Below are 24,914 nucleotides of genomic sequence, written 5' to 3'. Positions count from 1 at the left end.
TCCCCGACGCGTGGGGCAGGAGGCCAGCCCCGGAGCTCGCCGACGGCTCAGCCGAGGGCGCGCAGCCCCGGGACGAGCGTCACCAGCACCGGGATCACCGGCACGAGCGCCGCTGCCGCCGTCAGCTTCAGGCGGCGCAGCGCGGTCAGCCGGTCCGGGGGAGTGAGCAGCCGGTGCACCCGCTCCGGGACATGGGTCTGCGAGGTGGCGCCGGGGCCGAACACACCCCGGTCCTCGTTGAGTTCGACCAGCGCCAGCGCGATGGTCAGCCGGCCGAAGCGGCGCGATGCCATGTCGTCGGCGGCCAGCTCGACCAGCCGGTGCATCTCCTCGCGGAACGCGGCGAACACCGGGACCTGCGGGAATCCGCTCGCCAGCGCGCCCGAGCAGTACAGCAGCCAGTGGTGCCGAGCCCGTGCGTGACCCTGCTCATGGGCGAGTACGGCGTCCAGCTGCCGCCCCTTCAGGCGAAGCAACGCGGCCGTGGTGATGACGAGTTGAGGTGCGGCGCCGGGCAGCCACCAGGCGCCCGGCCGCTCTCCCTCCAGCACGACGAGCCGTCCGCCCACCGGCTCCTCGCCCGGCAACAGCGGAGCGCGCACCAGGAGTTCCGCCCGCCGACGGCGCCGCCGCGCCCCGGCCCGTACGACCTCGCGGACCAGCATCGCCCCGCTCCACAGCCCGCCGCAGGCGAGCGCCACCGCGGTCGCCGCCGCCCAGGGGCCGGTCGAGCCGAGGCCGTACGCGTCCACGACGGCGCTCGGGGCCGGCGCGAACACATGCCCGCGCACCGCCTGCCAGGCCGCCGCCGCGCTGAGGGTCATCGACAGCGCGCAGCACAGCAGTACGGCCGCCACGACGCACTGCCACACCCACAGCGCGACCACCGGTTCCCGGTCCGGCCAGTCGGCCCGGGCGAGCAGCCGGGGAGCGACGACGGCGGTCAGGGCGCCGAGCAGCAGCAGTGCCACGGGGACCATCATGAACAACAGCCTAGGAGCGTCGGGCCGCCCGCGGGTACGGTCCGTCGCGGCAAGTGACGCAGACAACGCTTTCGTACGGCGCGCCGCACGGCGCCCGTCACAGCGTGAGCAGCATCGCCAGCATCCCGATCCCCATCGACAGCCGGCACGCCCGGGCCAGCTCCGGCCGGTCCCCCCATCCGGCGACGACCCCGGTGGATCCCGCCGCGGTGGCGGGGATCAGCCGGACGCCGGACAGCAGCACATAGCCGGTGAAGTAGACGAGCAACAGCCCCGTCACCACGGGCACCCCGGTGCCGCCGTGCGCATGGTGATGAGGTTCCGGGGCGCCGGCCATCACGACCGCCATGTAGACCATCGCCGCGGTGCCCACCAAGTGGTGCAGATGGTGCGGGTGGCCACGCGCGGCCCACAGGGCGCGCAGCGCGGCCGCGCCGAACACCACCGCGTACAGCGGCCACGTCCACGACGGCGGGGTGAACACCGCCGCCGGCACGGCCATGGCGGCCATGCCGAATCCCATCAGCGCCTCGCCGCCCGCGGCGCGCCGCTGCTCCTCGACGCTGCTGCGCATCCGCAGCAGACAGTAGGCGCCGGTCGCCGCACACAGCGCGACCAGCAGCCAGCCGGGCGAAGCCGGTCCGTGCACGCGCACCTCCCCGCTTTGCGCTTCACGATCCGTCCATGGTTGCGATGCCCGCGACATGCGGCGCGCACGCAAGCGCAAAGAGGTACACGGGGAGCACTCGGCGGAGCACGGCAGGTGTCGAAGGGGTGCGGGTGGGCCTACGGTAGATGCTTCACCTATAAAACACATGCTAAATTGTTGGAATGAGCAGTGCGACCCCTCTCCGCCTCCCTCTCGCCGGGGTGCTGCGCCTCGGTCGTCCCTCGGACATCTGGTTCAAGCCCGCGTTCAGCGTGGTCGCCGCGGTCGCCCCGCCCAATCTCACCCTGGTGGTGGCGCTCGGCAGACTCGACCTCGCGATGTACACGATGGCCGGATCCCTGTGCGCGCTCTACGGCCACAACCGCCCGTACGCCGCACGGGCCCGCGCCCTGGCCCTGGTGGTGCTCGGCATGGTCGGCGGGCTCGCGGTGGCCCTGGTTGCCGCGTCGCTCACCACCGACGCCGTCGCCCTGGTCACCGCCGGCGCGCTCATGGCCGCCGTGCAGAAGGCGCTGTGCGACGCCGGCCGCGTCGGCCCGCCCGGGAACGTGGTGCTGACCTTCATCAGCTCCGCCTCGCTCTTCGCCCCGCAGACCCTCGGTCAGGTGCCCGGCCATGTGGGGCTCGCGCTCGCGGCGGGCGGCTGGGCCTGGCTGGTCGGCATGGCGCCGGGGCTGGTCCGCCCGCACGGCCCCGAGCGCCGCGCCACCGCCCACGCCCTGAGGGCCGCCGCCGCGTACGCCGCCACGCGCGGCACCGCCGACGGGCATGCCCGGACCCGAGCCGCCGCGGCCGCGGCCGTGCAGGCCGCCTGGCAGTCGCTGCTCGCCACGGGCGCCCGCCCGGACCGCGCCCGCCGTGCCCTCGAACGGCTCGTCGTCCGCGCCGAGGTCGCCCTCGCCGCGCCCGCGGACGCGGACCCCGACCGGCTGCGCGCCTGGGCCCGCGACCTGCGCGGCACCGGACGCATCCCGCGCGCCGACCACCCCGAGGAGGCCGCCGACGAACTCCTCGGCGTGGACGCCGAACTCGCCGCCCCGCGCCCTCCGCTGTGGCGCAGGCTCGGCCCGCTCACCCCGATCGCCGCCCGCACCGCCCTGGGCTGCGCCCTCGCCGGATACGCCTCCCTCGCCCTCGGTGTGGGCCGCCCCTACTGGGCCCTGGTCACCGCGGCCTCCCTCTACCAGGCCAATGTCACCCTCACCTGGAGCCGGGGCGTCCAGCGGGTCGTCGGCAACCTCGTCGGGGTCCTCGTCTTCGCCGCGGTCGTCCCGCTCGCCCATCTCCACCCGGCGGCCCTCGTGCTGTGCTGCGTGGCCTTCAACTTCGGCGCCGAGGCCCTGATCGGCCGCAACTACTGGCTCGGCAGCGTCTGCGTCACCCCGATGGCCCTGCTGATCACCGAATTCGCCCGGACGCAGGACTCGGGCCGGCTGATCACCGAACGGATCGCGGACACCCTCGTGGGCGCGCTGGTCGGGTTCGCCGCGGCCGTGGCCGTCACCAACCGGCGGGCCGGCGACCGCGTCGAGCACGCGCTGACCGCCGTCGAACGGGCCCGTGAGCACGCGGCACGACTCCTGGCCGAGCCGCATCCGGCGCCCCGGACCCTGGAGTCGGCCCGCCGCTCACTCGTCGCCGCGCTGGCCGAACTGCGCGCCACGGCCGACGCCGCGTCCGGCGAGTGGTGGCAACGTGCTCTCCCCCAGGAGCGGGTCGTGCTCGTCGAGCAAGCCGGACACCGTACGCTCGCCGCGACGGTACGACGCACGGGGCTGCAGTCCCGGGCCGGTACGAAGGCTACGAAGACTGCGCAGTCGACAACGACAACGGAGGACGTACGGCCATGACGGCGACGAACGGACGACCGGCGGCCGGCAACGACGCGGCGAGGGGTGACACCGTCGCCGTGGTCGTCCGGCAGTGGCAGGCCGTCCACCCCGAGCTGGACACCGGGCCCATGGAGATCATCGGCCGCATCAACCGCTGCGCCGCCCTCCTGCAACAGGCCGAGGACGCCCCACTGCGCCGCGCCGGCCTCAGCCGACCCGAGTTCGACCTGCTCGGCGCGCTGCGCCGCACCGGCCACGAACTGACCCCCAGCGAGCTGGCCCGGGAGACCTTCTCCTCGGGCGCGGCCGTCACCAAGCGCCTCAAGCATCTGACCGAGCGCGGTCTCGTCGAACGCCGCGGCGACACCCGCGACCGGCGGGTGGCCCACGTCCGCCTCACCGACAACGGCCGTGACCTCGTCGACGGCATCCTCCCCGAGCAACTGGCCTACGAGACGGCCGTACTGTCGGCGCTCGCTCCCGAGGGACAGGGACAACTGGCCGGCCTGCTGGCCGAGTTGCTGAGCCGACTCGAAGGCCGGATCGGCGTGCTGCCCGTCTGAGGCACCGGGCGCAACCCCCATGGGCAGCGCTCGGCGTACGCACCGGTCGTCGACCGGGTGACGGTGACTCCGTTGGTCGGGTCAGCCCCGGTCGACCTCCGCGTACACCCCGAAGGCCGCACCCTGCGGATCCCGCAGCACCCCGATGCGCCGGACGTTCCGCATCGACATCGGCTCCGCCAGGACCGAACCGCCCGCGGCGACCGCCACCTGCACCGTCGCGTCCACGTCCGTGACCGCGAAGTACGGCATCCAGTGCGGCGGCACCTCGGGCGGGAAACGGTCGCCCATGTCCGTCATTCCGCCGAAGTCCTCGCCGCCGATGCCCCACTGCGTGTACCACTGCGAGGAGTTGACGGTCCATCCGAAGACCGTGGTGTAGAAGTCCCGCGCCCGGTCGGTGTCGCGGGTCGCGAGCTCGACCCAGCCCAGCGAACCGGGCGCGTTGAACAGCCCGGCACCCGGGAACGCGCGCGCCTGCCACAGCTGGAAGGCCGCGCCCGTCGGGTCCAGGGCCACGGCGAAGCGGCCGACGTCGAAGACGTCCATCGGGCCGAGGACCACGGTCCCGCCCGCCTCCTCGACCTTCCGTGCCGCCGCGTCCGCGTCCGCCACCGCGAACGACACGTTCCACGCGACCGGTTGGGACTCCTGGTACAGCGGGGTGAGCGCGGCGACCGCCGCGTCGCCCATGTGCGCGACCGTGTAACCCCCCGCCTCCTGGCGCGGATCCGTCTCCGGAAGCCAGCCGAACAGGTCCGTGTAGAACCGCTTGGCGCCCTCCAGGTCATTCGTCCCCAGCTCCGTCCAGCAGGGTCCGCCGGTCACCGGCTTGTCGAACTTCATGGCACTCCTCCGGGCGCGGAACCGTCCCCTCTCAGCACGCTAGTCCCGCCGTCCGGCACCGGCCATCGGGAAACCCCTCGCGCGGCGCCCCGGCACGGCCGTACGCTCCTTCCGTACCGCACCGCATGGCGGCCTCCCACGACGGTTCCCGACCGGAGGTCACGCATGCCCGAGGTACGCCCCTTCCACCGCGACGACCGCGACCAGCTCACGGACCTGGTGAACGCCCATGTGGCCGCCGTCGTCCCCGGTGTCTCCGTCTCCGTGAACACCGTGCTCAGCAGCCTGGAGCGGCGGCCGGACGAGTTCCTCACCGACCCGTGGGTGAGCGAGCGCATCACGCTGGTCGCCGAGCAGCGCCGGCACGTCGTCGCCGCGGCGCATTTTCTGCTGCGCTACCGCGCCGACGCCGAGGTGGGCCCGGACTACCGGGACGCGGGCGAGATCGGCTGGTTCCTGTGGCATCCGGCGGCTTCCTACCGGCCGGACACCGAGGCGGCCGCCGACCTGCTCATGAACGCCTGCCTGGCCCGGCTCGCCCGCTGGAACGTCCGCACCCGCCACGCCTGAGGCGACCTGCCCGCGCCCGCCGTCCACGGCCTGCCCCGGAACTGGTCGCACGTCCGGGCCGTCTACGAACGCGCCGGATTCCGGCACACCGGCACGACGGAGGTGATCCTGCTCGCCCGGCTCACCGACCTGCCCCGGCCCGAACCGCGCCCGGGCGTCACGGTCGAGCGCACGCTGGGGGAGTGCGGCACGCGCTTCACCGCGTACGCGGCGGGATCACCCGTGGGCTTCATCGAGGTGGACACCACCCTGGCCCGCCCCGAACGCCACACCCGCGCCGCGGGCCTGGCCGACATCGGCAACCTCCCCATCGACCCCGGCCGCCACGGGGAGGACTGGGAGCACCGCCTCCTCGCCCAGGCCGCCGACTGGCTCCGGCTGTGCGGCGTGGACCGCCTCCTCGCCTACGAGCGCGCCGACGACCGGGCCGGGATCGACACCCTGCTCAAGGCGGGCTTCCACGAACTGACGAGAACGGACCGCGCCTGGACCCACGCCTAGATGCCCGGGCGGTACCGCAGTGGATGGTCGCCCGGGACCTCCACCAGGACGATCGGGGTGCCGTCGGGATCCGCGATCCACATTTCGATCAGGCCCCACGGCTCCCGCACCGGTGGGCGGACGATCTCCACGCCCTTGGCCAGCAGTTCCGCGTGCGCCGCCGGCACGTCCGGAACCTGGAGCCACAGACGCACGGCCGGGGGCGGCGGAGTCTGCGCGCGCCCGGAGAGCTCCAGGAAGCCGCCGCCGAGGAAATAGACGGTGCCGCGATCGGGGCCCGTGCCGAACTCGCGGTAGACGGCGAGGCCCAGCTGCCGGCCGTAGAAGTCCCGGGACCGCTCGGGGTCGGTCGGGCGCAGGAGTGTCCGGCTGCTGAGTACGTGCACCATGCACCGGGAGCCTAGTGGCAGCGCTAGTCTCGTCACTGCCGTGCCGCGCCACAGATTCGGAGACCCGCCCCATGGACACCGCCGCCACCGCGCACACCTTCCGCGACGCCACCGACGCCGACGTGGACGCGCTGGTCGCGCTGATCGAATCGGCGTACCGGGGAGACACCAGCCGGGTCGGGTGGACCACGGAGGCGGACATCCTGGAGGGGCAGCGGACCGACCCCGAGGGCGTGCTCCAGGTCATCAAGTCGCCCGACAGCAGGCTGCTGACGGTCGAGCGGGACGGCCGCATCGTCGCCTGCTGCCAGCTCCAGCACCGCGGTGACCACACCTACTTCGGCATGTTCGCGGTCAGCCCCACGCTGCAGGGCGCGGGCCTGGGCAAGCAGGTCATCGCGGAGGCGGAGCGGCTGGCCCGCGAGAGCTGGGCCGCCACCGAGATGCACATGACGGTGATCTCCGTACGCAACGACCTGATCGCCTGGTACGAGCGCCGCGGCTACCGCCGCACGGGCCGGATGACCCCGTTCCCGTACGGCGACGAGCGCTTCGGCATTCCGCAGCGCGACGACCTGCAGTTCGAGCTCCTGGTCAAGGAACTCGCATGACCGTTACGCCGTGAAACGGCCGGTGCGCTTGATCTCCGGGTAGTCGGTCGTCGCGCCGTCCAGTTGCAGGGCCCGTACGAGCCGCAGATGGTCCTGCGTGTTCACCACCCAGCCGATGATCCTGAGGTCCGCCTTGCGGGCGTGCTCCACGACCTCCAGGGTCAGCCGCCGGATGTTCAGGCAGACGGTCGCGGCGCCGACCTCGATGGCGCGATCCACCACGTCGGGCCCGTAGCGGCCGGCGATGAGCGCGGTGCGCACGCCCGGCACCAGGCGGGCGATCTCGGCGATCGCCTCGTCGTGGAACGAGGACACCTCCACCCGGGAGACCAGGTCCCGCTTGTGCATCACCTCGGCCAGCGCCCGGGCCGCCGCCACGTCCTTGATCTCGGCCTGCAGCGGCGCCTTCACGGCGTCCAGGACCTCCTCGAAGACCGGGACGCGCTCGCCGCGGCCCGCGTCCAGGGCACGCAACTCGGCGAGGGTCTTCTCGGCGATCGGGCCGGTGCCGTCGGTCGTGCGGTCCACCTCGGCATCGTGCATGACGACCAGGGCGCCGTCCTTGCTCAGGTGCAGATCGAGTTCGATCAGGTCGAGGCCGGCCTGCTGGGCGGCGACGAAGGAACGGAGGGTGTTCTCGGGCTCGACACCCATGACTCCGCGGTGACCGATGGTAAGGAAGTTCAAGGTTCGACTCGCTTCCGTCGACGGCGGCTCGGCGCACGCGCGGACGGGACGGGCATCGCGGACGTCGCTGTCCACACGGCAGAGTCGCAGCCTAATGGCCGGGTCTGCCGATGAACCCGCGCGTACACGCGGGGATTGGCGTGACAGGTGGGGCGCATGGGCCCGGCGGCTGGGCCGTGCCCGCGCCGACGCTCACCCGGGCGTGGGCGAGTCTCCCGCGCATTGACTGGCCGGATCCGATCGGTGCCCAGCCATCGGCCGCCGGGCCTTGGACCGTCGCTCGTTGAAGTCGAAAGTGAGCGTCGTCACGGTTTACGGCAGGAAAAAGAGCGGTGACCATGCGGGTCCGCAGAATAATTTCCCGCAGCCGCTCTTGCTGAGAGAAACCTCGTCCGCTTACGGTGTCCTCCGTTCGGTTCTCGCGTGGAGGATGGGTCATGACGGAAATTCTTGTGCAGGTGGGTTCGGAGGAGCAGGTTCCTCCCGCGACCAGGGTCGTTGAGCACCCGTCGTGGCCTGTGCTCAAGGATGCCGTGGAGCAGATCCGGCCATGGCAGTCCAAGGACGGATCGATCGACTTCGACGCCGAGGGCGCCCCGGAGCGTGCGGACGCCGAGCGGGCCGTGCGCCGCGCCGTGGAGGCCGTCGAGGAGCTGTCCCCGCTGCTCCCGCACGACGCCGACTACCACCAGGCCCTCGTCAAGGACCTCCGTTGCTGGGCCGACGGCGGCTTCGAGGTGCCCGACTTCCTCGACTCGCTGCTGGCCTTCCAGCCCGCCGCGGGCCGCGCCGACGGCCTCCAGCACCTGGTCGTCTTCCCCATGTACACGCAGAACGGCAACCCGGACCGCAATCTGGAGGCGGTCGTCCTGCGCATGGTCTGGCCCGAGTGGCTGGCCGAGCTGGAGCGCACCCGCTACGACAACCCGCTGTTCTGCGGCATCACGTTCGAGGACTTCACGGCGGGCTACGACACCAACTCCGCCGTCCTGTTCCCCGAGACCATAGCCGTCCGTGAGGCGCCGGAACGTTTCACCTGGGGTGGCATCTTCTGCGACCGCGAGGCCGCCCGCTTCCGCCGGGTCACCGACGCCGCCGTGGACATCCTGGGCCTGGAGCTGCCCGAGGACATCGCAGCCATGGTCCACGACCAGAAGCGCTGCGAAGAGGCCTTCGTGCTGTGGGACATGGTCCACGACCGCACCCACAGTCACGGCGACCTGCCGTTCGACCCGTTCATGATCAAGCAGCGCCAGCCGTTCTGGATGTACGGCCTGGAGGAGCTGCGCTGCGACCTCACCGCCTTCAAGGAGGCCGTGCAGCTGGACTCGGACGGCGTCCCGCAGGCCCGTGACGTGCAGTACGCGGTCCTCTTCGACCGTATGTTCCGCTTCCCGCTCACCGGTGACCGCAACCGCAACTACGACGGCCTCGGCGGTCAGCTGCTCTTCGCCTACCTGCACAAGCACGACGTCGTCCGCTGGACGAACAACAAGCTCACCATCGACTGGCAGCGCGCCCCGCAGGTCACCAACCAGCTGTGCGCCGAGATCGAGAAGCTGTACCGGGACGGCATCGACCGCCCGAAGCTGGTGCACTGGTTCGCCGGCTACGAGCTGGTCTCCACCTACCTCGCCCCGCACCCGGGCTCCAAGTGGGCCAAGGGTCCCGACGCCCTGGACCTGACCCTGCCGCCGCGCAGGCTCGTCGATGACGTGCTTCCCGACGAGTTTCCGCTGAGCATGTTCTTTGAGGCACTGTCCAAGAAGCTGAAGAATGTGATCGCCTCGACCAAGGGCATCACGGCGGACAGCGCCGAGCGGGTCGCCGCGTGAGCGACCGCGCCCAGAACACTGCTACGGAGGCGAGAAAGATGGGGAACGGGGCTCTCAGCGGTGCGGTGATCGCGGTGGCCGGCGCGGGCGGTCCCGCCGGCCGGGCGACCCTGCTGCGGCTGGCCGAGGCGGGCGCGACCGTCGTCGGCGCGGACAACGACGCCGAGCGGCTGTCGGAGGCCGTGGACGCGGCCCGCTACGCGTCCGGCGGCGCCACCGTCACCGGCGACACCGTGGACCTGCTCGACCTGCAGTCCACCCGTGACTGGGCCGCCCACATCGAGAAGGACTTCGGCCGTGTCGACGGCCTGGTCCACCTCGTCGGCGGCTGGCGCGGCAGCGAAACCTTCACCAAGACCAGCCTCGACGACTGGGACTTCCTGGAGCTGCTGCTCGTCAAGACCGTGCAGCACACCTCCCTCGCCTTCCACGAGGCGCTGCAGCGCAGCGAGCGGGGGCGGTACGTGCTGATCAGCGCGGCGGGCGCGAGCAAGCCGACCGCGGGCAACGCCGCGTACTCCGCCGCCAAGGCCGCCGCCGAGGCGTGGACGCTGGCCATGGCCGACTACTTCCGCAAGGCCGGGATCTCGGAGGGTGCCGAAGGTCCGACGTCGGCGGCTGCGATCCTGGTGGTGAAGGCGTTGGTGCACGACGCGATGCGCGCCGAGCGCCCCAACGCGAAGTTCGCGGGCTTCACGGACGTCAAGGACCTGGCCGAGGCCATCGAGGGCGTCTGGAGCAAGTCCGCCGCGGAATTGAACGGAAACCGTCTGTGGCTGACCGACAGGCCGTGAACCCTCCCAGGACCGACGCACGTCGCCACCACGACCCGGAGGTCCGCGGTTTCGCCAGTGACAACTACGCCGGAGCGCACCCGGAGGTGCTCGCCGCCCTGACGCTGGCCAACGGCGGCCATCAGGTCGCCTACGGCGAGGACGACTACACGGAGAACCTCCAGCGGATCATCCGCAGCCACTTCGGCCCCACCGCGGAGGCCTTCCCGGTCTTCAACGGCACCGGCGCCAACGTCGTCGCGCTCCAGGCGGTCACCGACCGCTGGGGCGCGGTGATCTGCGCCGAGAGCGCGCACATCAACGTCGACGAGGGCGGCGCCCCCGAGCGCATGGGCGGCCTCAAGCTGCTCACCGTGCCCACGCCCGACGGCAAGCTCACGCCCGAGCTGATCGACCGGCAGGCGTACGGCTGGGAGGACGAGCACCGGGCGATGCCGCAGGTCGTCTCGATCACCCAGAGCACGGAGCTCGGCACCCTCTACACGCCGGACGAGATCCGCGCGATCTGCGAGCACGCCCATGCGCACGGCATGAAGGTGCACCTGGACGGCTCCCGGATAGCCAACGCGGCCGCCTCCCTGAACGTTCCCATGCGGACCTTCACCAATGCGGTCGGCGTCGACATCCTGTCCCTGGGCGGGACGAAGAACGGTGCCGTGTTCGGCGAGGCGGTCGTGGTCATCAACCAGGACGCCGTCAGCCACATGAAGCATCTGCGCAAGCTGTCCATGCAGCTCGCCTCCAAGATGCGCTTCGTGTCGGTGCAGCTGGAGGCGCTGCTCGCCAAGGACCTGTGGCTGCGCAACGCCCGCCACGCCAACGAGATGGCCCAGCGCCTCGCGGAGGGCGTGCGCGCGGTGCACGGGGTGGAGATCCTCTACCCGGTGCAGGCCAACGGCGTCTTCGCGCAGCTCCCGCACGATGTGAGCGAGCGGCTGCAGAAGCGGTTCCGGTTCTACTTCTGGGACGAGGCCGCGGGGGTCGTGCGCTGGATGTGCTCCTTCGACACGACCGAGGACGACGTGGACGCGTTCGTGGCGGCGCTCAAGGAGGAGATGGCGCACTAGCAGGACATGCATAGGTATGCGTTCCCTCGAAAAGTCATTGACTCTCGGGTGATCGCATTCCTATGCTCTGCGGGCATGGAGCTGATCCAGAACACGCCCGACCTTTCCGCCTATCTGGCCGCCGACGAGGTCATCGACCATGACCATCCGCTGGTGCGCGAGACGGCTGCCCGCCTCGCCGAGGGCGTTCCCGACTCGTATGCCTATGCGCGAGCCGCCTTCGAGTTCGTGCGCGACACGATCCCGCACTCGCAGGACTCCGGCGACCTCCGGGTCACCTGGCGCGCCTCCGACGTCCTCGCGCGGCGCACCGGCATCTGTTACGCGAAGGCGCATGCGCTGGCCGCGCTGCTGCGGGCCGAGGACATTCCCGCCGCGCTCTGCTACCAGCGACTGGCGGACGAGGACGGTGCCGGCCATGCCGTGCACGGGCTGATCGCCGTACGGTTCCATGGCGCCTGGCACCGGCAGGATCCGCGCGGGAACAAGCCGGGGGTCGACGCGCAGTTCTCCCTCGACGGGGAGCGGCTGGCCTGGGTGCCCGACCCCGAGTCCAATGAGGTGGACTATCCGGTCCTGTACGCTGAACCTCATCCGGTCGTGCTCGGCGCCCTGAAAGCGGCGCCCGACCGGCCGTATCTGTGGAAGACGCTTCCCACCGCACTCTGAGGCGAGGCAGATGACTCTCACGCTCACCGTGTCCGACGAGGTGCGCGCTCTCGCGCCCGGCTTCACGCATGTCGCGATCGAGGCGCACGGCCTGGTCAACGGGCCCAGCACCGAGGCGAGTTCCGCGCTCCTGGACGACGCGGCCCGCCGCCTGGCCGCACGCCTCGACGGCCGCGCCCCGCACGAGGACCCGCACATGGTGGCCTGGCGCGAGGTGTACACGGCGTTCGGCTCGAAGCCCTCCCGCACCCGCAATTCGGCCGAGGCGCTGGCCAAGCGTGCGCTGTCGGACGCCGGTCTGCCCCGCATCAATCTGCTGGTCGACCTCTACAACGCGATCAGCGTGGCCCATCTCATCCCGGTCGGCGGCGAGGACATCGACCACATCGAGGGCGCGATGCGTCTCGTGCGTGCCACGGGCGACGAGGACTTCGTGACCGTCGCCGGGGGCGAGGAGGTCGTCGAACACCCCGACGCGGGCGAGGTGGTGTGGCGCGACGGCATCGGCGTGACCTGCCGCCGCTGGAACTGGCGCCAGGGCCCGCGCACCCGGCTCACCGAGCGGACGACCTCCGGCATCTTCCTGCTGGAGACCCTCGCGCCCCTGCCGGTCGGCGAGGCCGAGGCGGCGGCTGCCGAACTGGCCGAACTGCTGGAGAAGTTCAGCCCCGGCGCCCGGATCACACCGCACGCCCCCGCCTGAGCTGTGTCCTGGTCCGCTTGTCGGGCGTGCGTCGCCCGTGCCATCTCCTGGCCGAGTTCGGATGAAACCGGGTAATCCCTCCGGAATCGACCGCACGGGGGTGAACCCGGTCTCCGGGAAGGCACTTAGGTGTGCGAGAGCCTGACGGCTCCCGTGGCCGAGGGTGTCAGCGTGCCTCGGCGGCCTTCAGCTGCTCCTGCGTCGGGGCCGTGCCGCCCAGATGGGCCGGGAGCCACCAGGAGTCCTCCGTGCCCTTGGGACGTGCGGGGTAGGCGCGCTGGGCGGCCTCCAGCAGCTCCTGGACCGTCTCGCGCAGCCGGCGGGTGATGGCGCCCGCGTACTGCTCGCGAGAGGCCTCGACCGCCTCGCCGACGCGGATCGTGACCGGGGTGTGGCTGCGCTTGAAGTTGCGCGGGTGACCCTTGGTCCACAGCCGCTGCGTGCCCCACACCGCCATCGGGACGAGCGGGACGCCCGCCTCCTGGGCCAGGCGCGCGGCGCCCGACTTGAAGCTCTTCAGGGTGAAGGACTGCGAGATCGTCGCCTCCGGGAAGACGCCGATGATCTCGCCGGAGCGCAGCGAGTCGAGCGCGTGCGCGTACGCCGCCTCGCCCTGCTTGCGATCCACCGGGATGTGCTTCATCCCGCGCATCAGCGGACCGGAGATCTTGTGGCGGAAGACCGACTCCTTCGCCATGAAGCGCACCAGACGCTTCTGCGGGAGGGCCGCCAGGCCGTTGAAGATGAAGTCCAGGTAGCTGATGTGATTGCTCACCAGCACGGCGCCGCCCGAGCGCGGGATGTTCTCCGAGCCCTTGCAGTCGATCTTGAGGTCCCAGGCCTTGAACATCGTCAGGGCGAGACCGACGACGGGACGGTAGACCAGCTCTGCCATGGGCGGGGTGGACCCTTTCTGCTCTGCCTGGGGAAGGGTTCCCGGCGGGAAGTTACGCAGCCGTAGGTTTACGGCGTCTCGCAGATCGTGCCCGAAGAACGGGCGGGTAGCCAGTCCTGGTGCCGCGGTTCGGCGAGATCCTCGTCACGTCGGCCTACGATCGACCTCGGCTTTTGAGCCGCCGTAGCAGTCTCGTGAATGCTGGTACGGGTGATGACCGGACGTCGACGGAGCGGGAGGGTGCGGGTGCGCGGGCGGGACGAGCGGCTCGGGGCCGCCGAGTTGGGCGGCGAGCTCGGGGAACGGGCCACGCTCGTGCAGTTTTCGAGCGCCTTCTGCGCGCCCTGCCGGGCGACCCGGCGCATCCTGGCCGAGGTGGCCGGGATGGTGCCCGGCGTCACGCACGTGGAGATCGACGCCGAGGCCCGGCTGGACCTCGTACGCGCGTGGGAGGTCCTCAAGACGCCCACCGTGCTGGTCCTCGACGCGGACGGACGGGTGGTGCGGCGTGCGGTCGGACAGCCCCGCAAGGCCGATGTGATAGCGGCGCTGGGAGAGGCGGTCCGACGGCCGTGCGGATGACGGTGAGGCACCTCCCATATCCCGGAACGTACTTGACTGCGTGCGCCACCTATCGTCAGCCTGACCCCATGGCAACGGAAATCCTTCTCTTCGGGCGGGTCCACGTCGACCTCGCCCGTACCGCGAGCGCGCGCTGTCCGGGCTGTTGAGCAGCAACGGATCCGCACATCCCCTTTCGCAGAAGGACAACTCCATGACGGCCGCGCCCGACCTCCGCTCTCCCCAGCTCGCCTCCCCCGATCTGCTGCGCTCCGCCTTCCGGCGGCATGCCGCCGGTGTCGCGGTGATCACAGCCCAAGGCGCCGGGGGACCGGTCGGCTTCACCGCCACCTCCCTCACCTCCGTCTCGGCCGACCCGCCGATGCTCTCGTTCGGCATCGGCACCGGCGCCTCCAGTTGGCCGGCCATATCGACGGCCGACCACGTCGGTGTCCATGTGCTCGGTGAGCATCAGAGGGAGCTGGCCGCCACCTTCGCCCGCAGCGGCGCCGACCGTTTCGGCGCGCCCACCGCCTGGCGCGAAGGACCCGAGGGCGTACCCGTGCTCGACGACGTCCTCGCGTGGCTGGTCTGCCGGATCGTGGGCCGTGTGCCCGCCGGGGACCACCGCATCGTGCTCGCCGAGGTCGTCCTGGGCGATCCCGCGGGCACGGGCCGGCCGCTCCTGTACCACCAGGGGCGGTTCAACGGTCTGCGCGATTGATCACTGTCCGTCCGGACTGCGCGGCAGTCGGATTCCGGTTACGCTGCGTTGCGAAGGTCACAGTTCAAAGCGCTTGCTTAGCGGGAATGAACTGGGTGTACTGGCGAGTAATATTTCGTTCGGAGCGCGCGGCCGCCCCGACCGGGATCGGCCGCTTCAGGCGCCTATGCTGCCTGCAAGAGGCAGCCCAGAAATGACGATGCAGTAGGAGAGCCGGCGTGAGCTTGAGGATCGTTGTCACTGTGAAGTACGTGCCCGACGCCACTGGCGACCGGCACTTCGCCGATGACCTGACCGTCGACCGCGACGACGTGGACGGTCTGCTCTCCGAGCTGGACGAGTACGCGGTCGAGCAGGCGCTGCAGATCTCCGAGAACTCCGACGACGACGTTGAGGTCACGGTCCTGACGGTCGGCCCGGAGGACGCCAAGGACGCGCTGCGCAAGGCGCTGTCGATGGGCGCGGACAAGGCCATCCACGTCGAGGACGACGACCTGCACGGCACGGACGTCATCGGCACCTCCCTGGTGCTGGCCAAGGCCGTCGAGAAGGCCGGCTTCGACCTGGTGATCTCCGGCATGGCCTCCACCGACGGCACCGCCGGTGTGGTTCCCGCCCTGCTGGCCGAGCGCCTGGGCGTCCCGCAGGTCACCCTGCTGTCCGAGGTCTCCGTCGAGGACGGCACGGTCAAGGGCCGCCGTGACGGCGACGCCGCCTCCGAGCAGCTCGAGGCGCAGCTCCCGGCCGTCGTGTCCGTCACCGACCAGTCGGGTGAGGCGCGCTACCCGTCCTTCAAGGGCATCATGGCCGCCAAGAAGAAGCCGGTTCAGTCCTGGGACCTGTCCGACCTGGACATCGAGGCCGAGGAGGTCGGCCTCGACGGCGCCTGGACCAAGGTCGAGACCGCGGCCGCGCGTCCGGCCCGCACGGCCGGCACCATCGTCAAGGACGAGGGCGAGGGCGGCAAGCAGCTCGCTGAGTTCCTCGCGAGCCAGAAGTTCATCTAAGGGCTCGTACCCGCTGACCGCCCCTCAACTTTCGTACGCAGGAGAGCAATCCCATGGCTGAAGTCCTCGTCTACGTCGACCACGTGGACGGTGCCGTCCGCAAGCCCACCCTGGAGCTGCTGACCCTCGCCCGCCGCATCGGCGAGCCCGTCGCCGTCGCCCTCGGAGGCGGCGCCGCCGACACCGCCGCCACGCTCGCCGAGCACGGCGCGGTGAAGGTCCTCACCCACGAGGCGTCCGAGTACGCCGACTACCTGGTCGTCCCGAAGGTGGACGCCCTCCAGGCCGCCGTCGAGGCCGTCTCCCCGGCCGCCGTCCTGGTCTCGTCCTCCGCGGAGGGCAAGGAGATCGCCGCCCGTCTGGCACTGCGCATCGGCTCCGGCATCATCACCGACGCCGTCGACCTCGAGGCCGGCGACGAGGGCCCGGTGGCCACCCAGTCGGTGTTCGCCGCGTCCTTCACCACCAAGTCCCGTGTCATCAAGGGCACCCCGGTCATCACGGTCAAGCCGAACTCGGCCGCCGTCGAGGCCGCCCCGGCCGCCGGCGCGGTCGAGGCCCTGTCCGTCTCCTTCTCCGAGAAGGCGACCGGCACCAAGGTCACCGCCCGCACGCCGCGTGAGTCGACGGGCCGCCCGGAGCTGACCGAGGCCGCGATCGTGGTCTCCGGTGGCCGTGGCGTCAACGGTGCCGAGAACTTCTCGATCATCGAGGCCCTCGCCGACTCCCTCGGTGCGGCCGTCGGCGCCTCGCGTGCCGCGGTGGACGCGGGCTGGTACCCGCACACCAACCAGGTCGGCCAGACCGGCAAGTCGGTCTCGCCGCAGCTGTACATCGCCAACGGCATCTCCGGCGCGATCCAGCACCGCGCCGGTATGCAGACCTCCAAGACGATCGTGGCCGTCAACAAGGACCCCGAGGCCCCGATCTTCGACCTGGTCGACTACGGCGTCGTCGGCGACCTGTTCGACGTCGTCCCGCAGCTGACCGAGGAGATCAAGGCCCGCAAGGGCTGAGCACCTCCGGGCTGTACGAGGCCCCCGTGACCGCGCGCCGGTCACGGGGGCCTCGGCTCATCCCAGGGTCAGCCACGCCTGCACGGGCAGGTGGTCGCTCGGGAACCGGCCGCTCCTGGAGAAGGTGTTGATGGAGGCCCGCTGGACCGTGACGCCAGGCGTGGCCAGGATCCAGTCGATGCGGTCGCCGTTCGGCGTGAGCGGTTTGTAGCCGTGGAAGGTGCCGTACAGCGCGCTGCGCTCGGCGGCGGTGTCCCAGCTGTCGAGGAGAACGGCGCCCAGCATCGTGTCGTAGACCGGGTTCTTGTGCGCGGCGACGTTGAAGTCCCCGGTCACCACGATCGGCAGGCGGCGGTCGAGTTCGGTGATGCGCTGGGCCATGAGGGCGGCGCTGCGTTCGCGTGCGTACTGGCTCGCGTGGTCGAAGTGGGTGTTGAGGACGTAGAACTCCCGCCCGCCGTCGCGCAGGTCGCGGAACCGGATCCAGGTGACGACGCGGGGGAACGCGGCGCCCCAGGTGTTCGAGCGGATCACCTCCGGGGTGTCGGAGAGCCAGAAGGTGTAGTGCTCGGCCGGGGACAGGCGCCGGGTGTCGTAGAAGATCGCCGCGGACTCGTCGCGGCTGCCGCCCTCGCGGCCGGTCCCGATCCAGTCGTAGTGCGGTCCGAGGTCGGAGTCGATGTCGCGCAGTTGCTGGTAGAGGCCTTCCTGGGTGCCGATGACGTGGGGCCGCTCGCGGCGCAGCAGTTCGCGCATCACCGGCCTGCGCACGGTCCAGCTGTTGGGTTCGGCGGTGCTCGCGAAGCGCAGGTTGAAGGACATGATCCCCAGGCGGTGGGCCCGGTGCTCCTCCGCCGAGGCGGACGAGGCGGACAGTGCTGTACTGGAGAGGGGGACGGTGACGGCGGCGGCCAGCGCGACCTTGAGGCCCAGGCGGCGCGTGACTCGGCTGTGGTTCGGCACACGGGCTCCTTCGGTGGAACGGCCGGGTGACTCGAGCGGACGAAAGTGTGATACCGCGGGATGATTTGGGCGTGAACATGGCGAGATGGTGAAGTGGCACTCCTTCAACATGGTGTTGACCATCCCGAACATCCCCGGATAACTTCATTCTGCGGATTGTTGATTCCGTAGAGCGGAAAAATGGAGGGTGTGGGATGGGTCAGGGCCAGCAGGAGAAGGTGGCGACAAGCCTCGCGGGCGCCGTCAGCGAGGAGATCAGCGCCTCCCTCGCGCCGGTCGACGCCGAACTGGAGCGCCGCTACCCCGGAGACCCCGGCACCCGCCAGCCCGTCCACACCGTGTACGTCCCCGGTGATGTCTTCGCCGCCGACACCATCCGCTCCTGGGGCGACCGGGCGCTCGCCGCCCTCGACGAACACGCCCCGGACGCCGCCTCCTTCGCCGCCGTCCTCGGCCTCACCGACGAACTCGCCGAGCCGGTGTACTCCCGTGTCCGCGCCAAGCTGGAGCGCGAACCGATCGAGGACCTGCGGGTCGACTTCGAGGACGGCTACGGCCCCCGCCCGGACGCGGAGGAGGACCGGGCGGCCGCCCGCGCGGCCCGGTTGATCGCGCAGGCGTACGAGAACGGCACGGCGGCCCCGTACATGGGCATCCGCATGAAGTGCATGGAGGCCGCGGTGCGCGACCGGGGCATCCGCACCCTCGACATCTTCCTGACCGGCCTGCTGGAGGCGGGCCCACTGCCCGGCGGACTGGTTCTGACCCTGCCGAAGGTGACCTACCCCGAGCAGGTCACCGCCATGGTCCGGCTGCTGGAGGCCTTCGAGATGGCGCGCGGCCTCCAGCCCGGCAGGATCGGCTTCGAGATACAGATAGAGACCAGCCAGTCCATCCTCGCCACCGACGGCACCGCCACCGTCGCCCGGATGATCCAGGCCGCCGAGGGCCGTGCCACCGGTCTGCACTACGGCACCTTCGACTACAGCGCGTGCCTCGGAGTCTCCGCCGCCTACCAGGCCAGCGACCACCCGGCCGCCGACCACGCCAAGGCGATCATGCAGGTCGCGGCGGCGGGCACCGGCGTACGGGTCTCGGACGGCTCGACCAATGTGCTGCCGGTCGGCCCGACCGAGAAGGTCCACTCCGCCTGGCGACTGCACTACGGCCTCACCCGGCGAGCCCTGGCGCGGGCGTACTACCAGGGCTGGGACATGCACCCCGGCCATATCCCCACCCGCTACGCGGCCGTCTTCGCCTTCTACCGCGAGGGGTTCGAGCAGGCGGCCGCCCGTCTCGCCCGCTACGCCGACCGGACCGGCGGCGACGTCATGGACGAGCCCGCCACCGCCAAGGCCCTCAGCGGCTATCTGCTGCGCGGTCTGGACTGCGGCGCGCTCGACATCGCCGAGGTGGCCGGGCCGACCGGTCTGACGCGGGCCGACCTGGAGGGCTTCGCGTCGCCGCGGCGGGGCGATCTGACGGCCTCCGCCAAGTAGCGGGCCGCATCCAGGGCCGTTGCAGGCCTCAGCTCCGCTCGGGCCGTACGTACCCTTCGAGGCCGGACGCCGTCACCCACTTGTGCTCGGCGAACAGCCGTGTGCCCCGTCGGCACAGTGCGGTGTCGGCGCGGGCCCGCGCGCAGAAGTCCTCCGGCGTGACACCGAACAGCTCCCTCAACGGGGCCGACCCCGCCAGTAGTTCGGTGAGCAGCGGCCGCTGCCCCGGGTGGGCGCGCGGGGTGCCGGAGCCGTTGTGCAGGACGCCGTGCCGGTTGACGTACGCGTACGCGCCGGTGAGCGTCCCGCCGTCGGACAGCTCGATCCGTACGTCCGGCGCGGGCAGCCAGGCGCGCTCGTAGTTGCCGTCCCGCAGGGGCACGCCCTCGCTCGCGTCGATCACGGTCAGCTGCCGGGCATCGAGCCAGATGACGAACAACTCACGGGTACACCTCGGTGCCGCGACGGGCGAGACGGAGACATGTCCCAGGCGGCTGACGTGCGCGCAGACGCCGACGTCGAGACCCGTCACCCGGGTCCGCACCATCGGGACGGGCGTGGTGATCCCGGACTCGGCCGGCTTGTGGCGCAGTTGACCGGGGCAGGCGTTGGAGCCGACCGCGAGGACCGGCACCCGGTCCTCGTGCACCAGGCGGCCGAGCGGCAGCATCCGGTCGCCCCGCAGCAGCCCGGAGTCCTGCGGCCAGGCGCCCGGACAGGTCAGCGGATGGTCGCGCGGCGCCCGCGCGAGGCCCAGTTCCTCCAGGGTGCGGCCCGTCACCCGCGGCTCAGTCCGCCGGCGGCAGCTCGCCCGAGCCGCGGGTGATCAGCCGGGTCGGCAGCTCGATGCGCTCCGGGACGACGAGCGTCCCGTCCAGCTGGCGGAAGAGGCGCTCGGCGGCGGTGCGGCCGAGGGCGGCCGCGTCCTGGGCGATCACCGTGACGCCCGGCTGGAGCAGATCGGCGAGCTCGATGTCGTCGAAGCCGACGAGGGCGACCCGGCGGGAGTGCTCGGCGAGGACGCGGACGACGGTGACCGTCACCCGGTTGTTGCCCGCGAACACCGCGGTCACCGGTGTGGGGCCGGACAGCATCTCCTCCGCGGCCCGGCGCACCCGCTCCGGGTCGGTGGCGCCCAGGGACATCCAGGAGTCCTCGACGGGTATCCCCGCGTCCTCCATGGCCGCCCGGTAGCCGCGCAGCCGCTCGGCCGCGGTGTGGATGCGGGGCATGTCGCCGATGAACCCGATCCGGCGGTGGCCGTGGGCGATCAGATGGGCGACACCGGCGCGGGCACCGCCGTAGTTGTCGGACAGGACCACATCGGCGTCGATCTTCCCGGCCGGGCGGTCCACGAACACGGTCGCGACGCCGGCCTTGATCTCCGGCTCCAGATAGCGGTGGTCGTCCCCGGCCGGGATGATCACCAGTCCGTCCACCCGCCGTGCGCACAGGGCCAGCGCCAACTCCTGCTCGCGGTCGGGGTCCTCGGCGCTGGAACCGTTGATCAGCAGTGCCCCGTGGGCGCGGGCCACCTCCTCGACCGCGCGGCTGAGCGGGCCGTAGAAGGGGTCGGCGAGGTCCTCCAGGACCAGCCCGATGCTCGCGGTACGGCCCTTGCGCAGCACCCGCGCGCTGTCGTTGCGGCGGAAGCCGAGCGCGTCGATGGCCTCCTGGACACGGCGCTCGGTGTCCGGGGTGACGCCGGGCTCGCCGTTGACCACGCGCGACACCGTCTTCAGCCCGACTCCGGCCCGCGCGGCGACGTCCTTCATGGTCGGACGGTTGCCGTACCGGCTCCCGGAGTGGCGGTCGGGGAGGCCGGCGGCGCGGCGGGTGGTCTCGGGCACGATGCGGTGTCCTGTCCTGTCGTCCACGGGGATGCGTCGGTCCATGGTTTTGTATGAGGATGTGGCGTCGAGCATAGAGCCTGGACAACGTTGTCAGATGCGGGAGACACTGTCCACCGCAATCAACCGGCCTGCGCCCCCACCGCTTGACCGGCCATCTTGCTCACGGTTGACGGGGAGATCTGACTCTGATGCACACCGACCTCGTGGCGGCGCTCGACATCGGCGGCACGAAGATCGCCGGCGCGCTGGTGGACGGCGACGGACGGATCCAGCTGCGCGCGCAGCGCGCGACGCCCGCCAAGGAGGACGGCGAGACCGTCATGCGGGCCGTGGAGGAGGTGTTCGCGGAGCTCGCCGGCTCGCCCCTGTGGGGACGCGCGGGTTCCATCGGCATCGGCAGCGCGGGACCGGTGGACGCCTCGGCGGGCACCGTGAGCCCGGTGAACGTGCCCGGCTGGCGGGACTTCCCGCTCGTGCAGCGGGTGCGTGCGGCCACCGGCGGCCTGCCGGTAGAACTGATCGGCGACGGCGTCGCGATCACGGCCGCCGAGCACTGGCAGGGCGCCGCCCGCGGCCACGACAACGCGCTGTGCATGGTGGTCTCGACGGGCGTCGGCGGCGGCCTGGTCCTGAACGGCCGGCTGCATCCGGGACCCACCGGCAACGCGGGCCACATCGGCCACATCAGTGTCGACCTCGACGGCGACCCGTGCCCGTGCGGCTCGCGGGGCTGCGTCGAGCGCATCGCCAGCGGCCCCAACATTGCCCGGCGCGCACGGGAGGACGGCTGGCGGCCCGGCCCGGACGGTGACGCCTCCGCCGCCGCGGTGGCCGCCGCCGCCCGGGCCGGCGACCCGGTCGCCGTGGCCTCCTTCGACCGTGCGGCGCAGGCGCTCGCCGCGGGAATCGCGGCCACCGCGACGCTCGTCGAGATCGACATCGCGGTGATCGGCGGGGGAGTGGGCAAGGCGGGCGACGTCCTGTTCACACCGCTGCGCAAGGCCCTGGCCGACTACGCGACCCTGTCCTTCGTACGGCGCCTGACGGTGACCCCCGCTCAGATGGGCACGGACGCGGGCCTGGTGGGCGCGGCGGCCGCGGCGCTGGCCCGACGGCCGGACGCGACGGCGGCCGGCGTCTGACGGCGGACACCGCGGCCGGAGGCCGGGTGTGCAGGAACGTTTTGCCTGTACCGACGGACCGGGCTCGGGGTTCTTGGTCCTCCCCCGGTCGGCCGACGGCCCCGTGGATCGCCCACGGGGCCGAGGGTCTCGGCTTCGACCGGTCAGGCCGAGGGTCTCGGTTTCCGACCGGTCAGTGGGTCATCGGCTCAGCAGCCGAGCCGGGCGTCCGCCCAGTCCGCGTGGTCCGAGTCGATGCCGTCGCCGCCGTCCGTGACGACGAGGCGGACCACCTGGGCGCCGGTGACGTCCGCGGTGAGCGGCTGGGCGGGCATCGCGTTGGTCAGGACGCCGGTCGAGGCGACCTTGGTGTCGTCGGCCCAGACCTCGAAGGCGACGGTGCCCTTCGCCCCCTTCTCGTCGTCGACGCCGACGTCCGCGGTGACCGTCTCGCACGCCTTCCCGGCGTAGTACTCGACGCTGCTCTCCGCATGCACCCCGAGCCCCTTGGCGTACACCACGCCGCCCAGGGTGATCGGGTGTCCGTCGCCCGCGGCGCTCTCCCCGTTGCTGGTGTTGCGTTCGACCGGGCCCCACCCGTTCGTGGTCGACAGCCAGGGCAGATCACCGAGGTACGACGTCCCCGACGGCGGCGGCACCACCACGGTGGCGGTCAGCGGCAGGGTGCTGTCGACACGCGCCCCGAACGGCGAGCGGTAGGCGGCGCGCAGTGTCAGGTCGTACGACCCCGTCGGCGTCCCCGGTGGCGCGGTCACCGTCCAGCCGGTGCGCAGCGAACGGCCGGTCGCCAGGGTGGTGGCGCTCGTCGGCGACGTCGGGGTCACGGTCCAGCCGGTGGGGCCGGTCAGCGAGACGGACACCCGCAGGGCGGGCGTGCGGCCGAGGTCGGTGACCGTGGTCGTCAGCGCGGCCGGTGTGCCGGCCTCCACGAACGGGGTGCCGTCCAGGCCGAGTTCGACGGCGGGCGGGTACGCGGCCCAGCGGCGGTCGGCGGTGACCCTGACGAGGACCGTGCCGTGGGCCGGGACGGTCGCGGAGACGGTGCCGGCGGTGTTGTGGGTCCGGTGCTGCCAGAGATCGCGCAGCGTGTAGGCCGGGGCGTCCGGCAGCCCGACGGCCTCGGCGGTCGTCGTGATGCGCTGGGCGGTGCCGGACTCGTTGAACAGGGCCACGGCACGGCTGCCGTCCCGCATCTCCTTGGCCACGACCCAGCGCCCGCCCTCGGAGGAGACGACGGTGCCCTGCTTGCCCAGCGGGTCCTGATCGACCGCGATGACCTCCTTGTTGTCCAGGAGGTCGAAGGTCGCCGGGGAGGCCTTGCGCAGGTCGGTGCCGATGAGCAGCGGGGCCGCCATGACCGACCACATCGAGAAGTGCGAGCGGTACTCGGTGTCGGTCATGCCGCCGTTGCCGACCTCCAGCATGTCGGGGTCGTTCCAGTGGCCGGGGCCGGCGTACTGCGCGAGCGGCAGGTTCTGCTTCAGGATCGACAGCATCGAGCCCCAGCTGTCGCTGATGTCCCCGGTGGTACGCCAGAGCTGACCGACGTCCGCCGCCCACTGCCAGGGCTTGTTCTCGCCCCACTCGCAGATGCTGTAGACGATGGGCCGGCCGGTGGCCTTCAGCGCGTCACGCATGGTGGTGTAGCGCTGCTTGGCGTCCACGCCCTGGTTGTTGCAGTTGTCGTACTTGAGGTAGTCCACGCCCCAGTCGGCGAACTGCTGCGCGTCGCTGTACTCGTGGCCCAGCGCGCCGGGGAAGCCGGCGCTGTTGCAGGTCTTCGTGCCCGCGCTGGTGTAGATGCCGAGCTTGAGTCCCTTGGTGTGTATGTAGTCCGCGACGGCCTTGACCCCATGGGGGAAGCGGACGGGGTCGGGCACCAGCTTGCCGTTCGCGTCCCGGGACGGCAGGGCCCAGCAGTCGTCGAGGTTGACGTACTGGTACCCGGCGTCCTTGAGGCCCTTCTCGACGAACAGGTCCGCCATCCCCTCGACCATGGCCTCGTTGAAGTCGGCCCGGCAGTGCGTGGAGTTCCAGTTGTTGAAGCCCATGGGCGGAGTGAGGGCGAGGCCGTCGGCCGGGGCGGGGGTGACGGGGTCCGTGACGGGGGCCGTGACGGGTGTGGCCACGGCGGGTGCGGCGTGTCCTGTCGCGCCGAGGAGTCCTGTGCAGAGGAGTCCTGCGGTGAGCGCTCCGACCACTCTTCGGCGGGTTGTGCGGGTGTGAGGGTGACGCATCGATACGTTCCTCCGACTCGCGAAAGGTGGGATGACTGTGAGTGCCGTATGCCTTTCATGTACGTGTCATCGGTGCGCGTTTACGGTAGGACTTGTTGGACTGTGATGGAAGGGGTGCGGTAACGTTCGTTCGATATCCCGTCACGGGCCTTGATTCGTCGACCAGTTGTGAGTGATGGTCGGCGCGCGTTCGGTTGTGTTGGGTAGCGCTCCGGGGAGGGGCATGGGCGCAGCGGTCGATCGGCCCCGGTCTGAAGAGCAATCAACTGGTCGTGGCCGCCCGGCCGTACGGCCAGG

24 protein-coding genes and 1 pseudogene are annotated in these 24,914 nt (G+C 71.5%); 15 read left to right on the top strand and 10 right to left on the bottom strand.

Going from position 1 to position 24,914, the window contains the following annotated elements:
• Positions 1-47: 47 nt before the first annotated feature.
• A complete protein-coding gene (locus ACFY1J_RS23605) occupies positions 48-983 on the bottom strand; it encodes a M56 family metallopeptidase (RefSeq protein ID WP_390710548.1) in 936 nt (311 codons plus the stop codon).
• Between the two features lie 97 nt (positions 984-1,080).
• Positions 1,081-1,632, bottom strand: coding sequence for a DUF5134 domain-containing protein (locus ACFY1J_RS23600; protein WP_390710549.1), 552 nt, complete (start codon positions 1,630-1,632; stop codon positions 1,081-1,083).
• Positions 1,633-1,814: 182 nt separating this feature from the next.
• On the opposite strand from ACFY1J_RS23600, the gene ACFY1J_RS23595 reads away from it, so the two are divergent.
• Entirely contained in the window at positions 1,815-3,503 is a 1,689-nt protein-coding gene (locus ACFY1J_RS23595; RefSeq protein ID WP_390710550.1) for an FUSC family protein, read from the top strand.
• The gene (locus tag ACFY1J_RS23590; protein ID WP_390710551.1) at positions 3,500-4,048 is read left to right on the top strand and encodes a MarR family winged helix-turn-helix transcriptional regulator; all 549 of its coding nucleotides are present in this window, start codon (positions 3,500-3,502) and stop codon (positions 4,046-4,048) included. Before ACFY1J_RS23595 ends, ACFY1J_RS23590 begins: the two co-directional genes overlap by 4 nt.
• Positions 4,049-4,129: 81 nt before the next feature.
• On the opposite strand, the gene ACFY1J_RS23585 is transcribed toward ACFY1J_RS23590, so the two are convergent.
• Entirely contained in the window at positions 4,130-4,894 is a 765-nt protein-coding gene (locus tag ACFY1J_RS23585) for a VOC family protein (RefSeq protein WP_390731811.1), read from the bottom strand.
• Positions 4,895-5,059: 165 nt separating this feature from the next.
• On the opposite strand from ACFY1J_RS23585, the pseudogene ACFY1J_RS23580 reads away from it, so the two are divergent.
• A pseudogene (locus ACFY1J_RS23580) lies at positions 5,060-5,965 on the top strand (N-acetyltransferase).
• On the opposite strand, the gene ACFY1J_RS23575 reads toward ACFY1J_RS23580, so the two are convergent.
• The gene (locus ACFY1J_RS23575) at positions 5,962-6,354 is read right to left on the bottom strand and encodes a VOC family protein (protein WP_390710553.1); all 393 of its coding nucleotides are present in this window, start codon (positions 6,352-6,354) and stop codon (positions 5,962-5,964) included. The pseudogene ACFY1J_RS23580 and the gene ACFY1J_RS23575 sit on opposite strands and share 4 nt — an antisense overlap.
• Positions 6,355-6,425: 71 nt before the next feature.
• Between ACFY1J_RS23575 and ACFY1J_RS23570 the strand changes: the two genes are divergently transcribed.
• Positions 6,426-6,965: a GNAT family N-acetyltransferase gene (locus tag ACFY1J_RS23570; protein ID WP_390710554.1), complete on the top strand. Its 540-nt coding sequence runs from the start codon at positions 6,426-6,428 to the stop codon at positions 6,963-6,965.
• 3 nt (positions 6,966-6,968) lie between these two features.
• Here the strand turns inward: ACFY1J_RS23570 and ACFY1J_RS23565 are convergent, their stop codons facing one another.
• Positions 6,969-7,652 (bottom strand): glycerophosphodiester phosphodiesterase, encoded by a 684-nt coding sequence (locus ACFY1J_RS23565; protein ID WP_390710555.1) that lies wholly within the window; start codon positions 7,650-7,652, stop codon positions 6,969-6,971.
• Between the two features lie 437 nt (positions 7,653-8,089).
• Between ACFY1J_RS23565 and ACFY1J_RS23560 the strand changes: the two genes are divergently transcribed.
• From ACFY1J_RS23560 to ACFY1J_RS23540, 5 genes are all read left to right on the top strand, one after another.
• Positions 8,090-9,487 (top strand): DUF6421 family protein, encoded by a 1,398-nt coding sequence (locus ACFY1J_RS23560; RefSeq protein ID WP_390731810.1) that lies wholly within the window; start codon positions 8,090-8,092, stop codon positions 9,485-9,487.
• Positions 9,488-9,525: 38 nt separating this feature from the next.
• On the top strand, positions 9,526-10,281 hold the full coding sequence (locus ACFY1J_RS23555) for an SDR family NAD(P)-dependent oxidoreductase (RefSeq protein ID WP_363300678.1): 756 nt from the start codon (positions 9,526-9,528) through the stop codon (positions 10,279-10,281).
• Positions 10,278-11,348 carry a threonine aldolase family protein gene (locus ACFY1J_RS23550; protein ID WP_390710576.1) on the top strand — a complete coding sequence of 357 codons (1,071 nt, stop codon included), beginning with the start codon at positions 10,278-10,280 and terminating at the stop codon, positions 11,346-11,348. The genes ACFY1J_RS23555 and ACFY1J_RS23550 overlap by 4 nt, the downstream gene beginning before the upstream one ends.
• A gap of 75 nt (positions 11,349-11,423) precedes the next feature.
• Positions 11,424-12,017: a transglutaminase domain-containing protein gene (locus tag ACFY1J_RS23545; RefSeq protein ID WP_390710557.1), complete on the top strand. Its 594-nt coding sequence runs from the start codon at positions 11,424-11,426 to the stop codon at positions 12,015-12,017.
• Positions 12,018-12,027: 10 nt separating this feature from the next.
• On the top strand, positions 12,028-12,720 hold the full coding sequence (locus tag ACFY1J_RS23540) for a B3/4 domain-containing protein (RefSeq protein WP_390710558.1): 693 nt from the start codon (positions 12,028-12,030) through the stop codon (positions 12,718-12,720).
• A 166-nt stretch (positions 12,721-12,886) separates the two neighbouring features.
• Here ACFY1J_RS23540 and ACFY1J_RS23535 read toward each other — a convergent pair whose 3' ends face one another.
• Entirely contained in the window at positions 12,887-13,615 is a 729-nt protein-coding gene (locus ACFY1J_RS23535; protein WP_390710559.1) for a lysophospholipid acyltransferase family protein, read from the bottom strand.
• 213 nt (positions 13,616-13,828) lie between these two features.
• Here ACFY1J_RS23535 and ACFY1J_RS23530 point away from each other — a divergent pair, with 213 nt between their 5' ends.
• From ACFY1J_RS23530 to ACFY1J_RS23515, 4 genes are all read left to right on the top strand, one after another.
• Positions 13,829-14,197: a TlpA family protein disulfide reductase gene (locus tag ACFY1J_RS23530; protein WP_390710560.1), complete on the top strand. Its 369-nt coding sequence runs from the start codon at positions 13,829-13,831 to the stop codon at positions 14,195-14,197.
• 193 nt (positions 14,198-14,390) lie between these two features.
• Complete coding sequence (locus ACFY1J_RS23525; RefSeq protein ID WP_390710561.1) at positions 14,391-14,900, top strand: flavin reductase family protein; 510 nt, start codon at positions 14,391-14,393, stop codon at positions 14,898-14,900.
• Positions 14,901-15,118: 218 nt separating this feature from the next.
• Positions 15,119-15,907, top strand: a complete 789-nt coding sequence (locus tag ACFY1J_RS23520) for an electron transfer flavoprotein subunit beta/FixA family protein (protein ID WP_263205872.1) — start codon at positions 15,119-15,121, stop codon at positions 15,905-15,907.
• A 53-nt stretch (positions 15,908-15,960) separates the two neighbouring features.
• On the top strand, positions 15,961-16,923 hold the full coding sequence (locus ACFY1J_RS23515) for an electron transfer flavoprotein subunit alpha/FixB family protein (protein ID WP_390710562.1): 963 nt from the start codon (positions 15,961-15,963) through the stop codon (positions 16,921-16,923).
• Positions 16,924-16,980: 57 nt separating this feature from the next.
• Here ACFY1J_RS23515 and ACFY1J_RS23510 read toward each other — a convergent pair whose 3' ends face one another.
• Positions 16,981-17,886, bottom strand: coding sequence for an endonuclease/exonuclease/phosphatase family protein (locus tag ACFY1J_RS23510; RefSeq protein WP_390710563.1), 906 nt, complete (start codon positions 17,884-17,886; stop codon positions 16,981-16,983).
• 194 nt (positions 17,887-18,080) lie between these two features.
• Here ACFY1J_RS23510 and ACFY1J_RS23505 point away from each other — a divergent pair, with 194 nt between their 5' ends.
• Positions 18,081-19,385, top strand: coding sequence for a DUF6986 family protein (locus ACFY1J_RS23505; RefSeq protein WP_390710564.1), 1,305 nt, complete (start codon positions 18,081-18,083; stop codon positions 19,383-19,385).
• Positions 19,386-19,413: 28 nt separating this feature from the next.
• Here ACFY1J_RS23505 and ACFY1J_RS23500 read toward each other — a convergent pair whose 3' ends face one another.
• Together ACFY1J_RS23500 and ACFY1J_RS23495 are read right to left on the bottom strand one after the other, a co-directional pair.
• Positions 19,414-20,166: a hypothetical protein gene (locus ACFY1J_RS23500; RefSeq protein ID WP_390710565.1), complete on the bottom strand. Its 753-nt coding sequence runs from the start codon at positions 20,164-20,166 to the stop codon at positions 19,414-19,416.
• Positions 20,167-20,173: 7 nt separating this feature from the next.
• Positions 20,174-21,280, bottom strand: coding sequence for a LacI family DNA-binding transcriptional regulator (locus tag ACFY1J_RS23495; protein ID WP_390710566.1), 1,107 nt, complete (start codon positions 21,278-21,280; stop codon positions 20,174-20,176).
• A 146-nt stretch (positions 21,281-21,426) separates the two neighbouring features.
• Here ACFY1J_RS23495 and ACFY1J_RS23490 point away from each other — a divergent pair, with 146 nt between their 5' ends.
• Complete coding sequence (locus ACFY1J_RS23490) at positions 21,427-22,380, top strand: ROK family protein (RefSeq protein ID WP_390710567.1); 954 nt, start codon at positions 21,427-21,429, stop codon at positions 22,378-22,380.
• A 188-nt stretch (positions 22,381-22,568) separates the two neighbouring features.
• On the opposite strand, the gene ACFY1J_RS23485 is transcribed toward ACFY1J_RS23490, so the two are convergent.
• Positions 22,569-24,617, bottom strand: coding sequence for an NPCBM/NEW2 domain-containing protein (locus ACFY1J_RS23485; protein ID WP_390731809.1), 2,049 nt, complete (start codon positions 24,615-24,617; stop codon positions 22,569-22,571).
• Between the last annotated feature and the right edge of the window lie 297 nt (positions 24,618-24,914).

The organism is Streptomyces sp. NPDC001406 (assembly GCF_042895285.1).
Taxonomy (GTDB): domain Bacteria; phylum Actinomycetota; class Actinomycetes; order Streptomycetales; family Streptomycetaceae; genus Streptomyces.
The sequence above is the reverse complement of the archived record's forward strand: the minus strand, read 5'-3'. Positions and strand labels throughout refer to the sequence as shown.

Bases quoted from the DNA above. Each gene is read 5' to 3' on its own strand.
- ACFY1J_RS23605 (WP_390710548.1), bottom strand. From the start codon at position 983: ATGATGGTCCCCGTGGCACTGCTGCTGCTCGGCGCCCTGACCGCCGTC.
- ACFY1J_RS23595 (WP_390710550.1), top strand. From the start codon at position 1,815: ATGAGCAGTGCGACCCCTCTCCGCCTCCCTCTCGCCGGGGTGCTGCGC.
- ACFY1J_RS23590 (WP_390710551.1), top strand. From the start codon at position 3,500: ATGACGGCGACGAACGGACGACCGGCGGCCGGCAACGACGCGGCGAGG.
- ACFY1J_RS23585 (WP_390731811.1), bottom strand. From the start codon at position 4,894: ATGAAGTTCGACAAGCCGGTGACCGGCGGACCCTGCTGGACGGAGCTG.
- ACFY1J_RS23575 (WP_390710553.1), bottom strand. From the start codon at position 6,354: ATGGTGCACGTACTCAGCAGCCGGACACTCCTGCGCCCGACCGACCCC.
- ACFY1J_RS23570 (WP_390710554.1), top strand. From the start codon at position 6,426: ATGGACACCGCCGCCACCGCGCACACCTTCCGCGACGCCACCGACGCC.
- ACFY1J_RS23560 (WP_390731810.1), top strand. From the start codon at position 8,090: ATGACGGAAATTCTTGTGCAGGTGGGTTCGGAGGAGCAGGTTCCTCCC.
- ACFY1J_RS23555 (WP_363300678.1), top strand. From the start codon at position 9,526: ATGGGGAACGGGGCTCTCAGCGGTGCGGTGATCGCGGTGGCCGGCGCG.
- ACFY1J_RS23545 (WP_390710557.1), top strand. From the start codon at position 11,424: ATGGAGCTGATCCAGAACACGCCCGACCTTTCCGCCTATCTGGCCGCC.
- ACFY1J_RS23540 (WP_390710558.1), top strand. From the start codon at position 12,028: ATGACTCTCACGCTCACCGTGTCCGACGAGGTGCGCGCTCTCGCGCCC.
- ACFY1J_RS23535 (WP_390710559.1), bottom strand. From the start codon at position 13,615: ATGGCAGAGCTGGTCTACCGTCCCGTCGTCGGTCTCGCCCTGACGATG.
- ACFY1J_RS23530 (WP_390710560.1), top strand. From the start codon at position 13,829: ATGACCGGACGTCGACGGAGCGGGAGGGTGCGGGTGCGCGGGCGGGAC.
- ACFY1J_RS23525 (WP_390710561.1), top strand. From the start codon at position 14,391: ATGACGGCCGCGCCCGACCTCCGCTCTCCCCAGCTCGCCTCCCCCGAT.
- ACFY1J_RS23515 (WP_390710562.1), top strand. From the start codon at position 15,961: ATGGCTGAAGTCCTCGTCTACGTCGACCACGTGGACGGTGCCGTCCGC.
- ACFY1J_RS23505 (WP_390710564.1), top strand. From the start codon at position 18,081: ATGGGTCAGGGCCAGCAGGAGAAGGTGGCGACAAGCCTCGCGGGCGCC.
- ACFY1J_RS23495 (WP_390710566.1), bottom strand. From the start codon at position 21,280: ATGGACCGACGCATCCCCGTGGACGACAGGACAGGACACCGCATCGTG.
- ACFY1J_RS23490 (WP_390710567.1), top strand. From the start codon at position 21,427: ATGCACACCGACCTCGTGGCGGCGCTCGACATCGGCGGCACGAAGATC.
- ACFY1J_RS23485 (WP_390731809.1), bottom strand. From the start codon at position 24,617: ATGCGTCACCCTCACACCCGCACAACCCGCCGAAGAGTGGTCGGAGCG.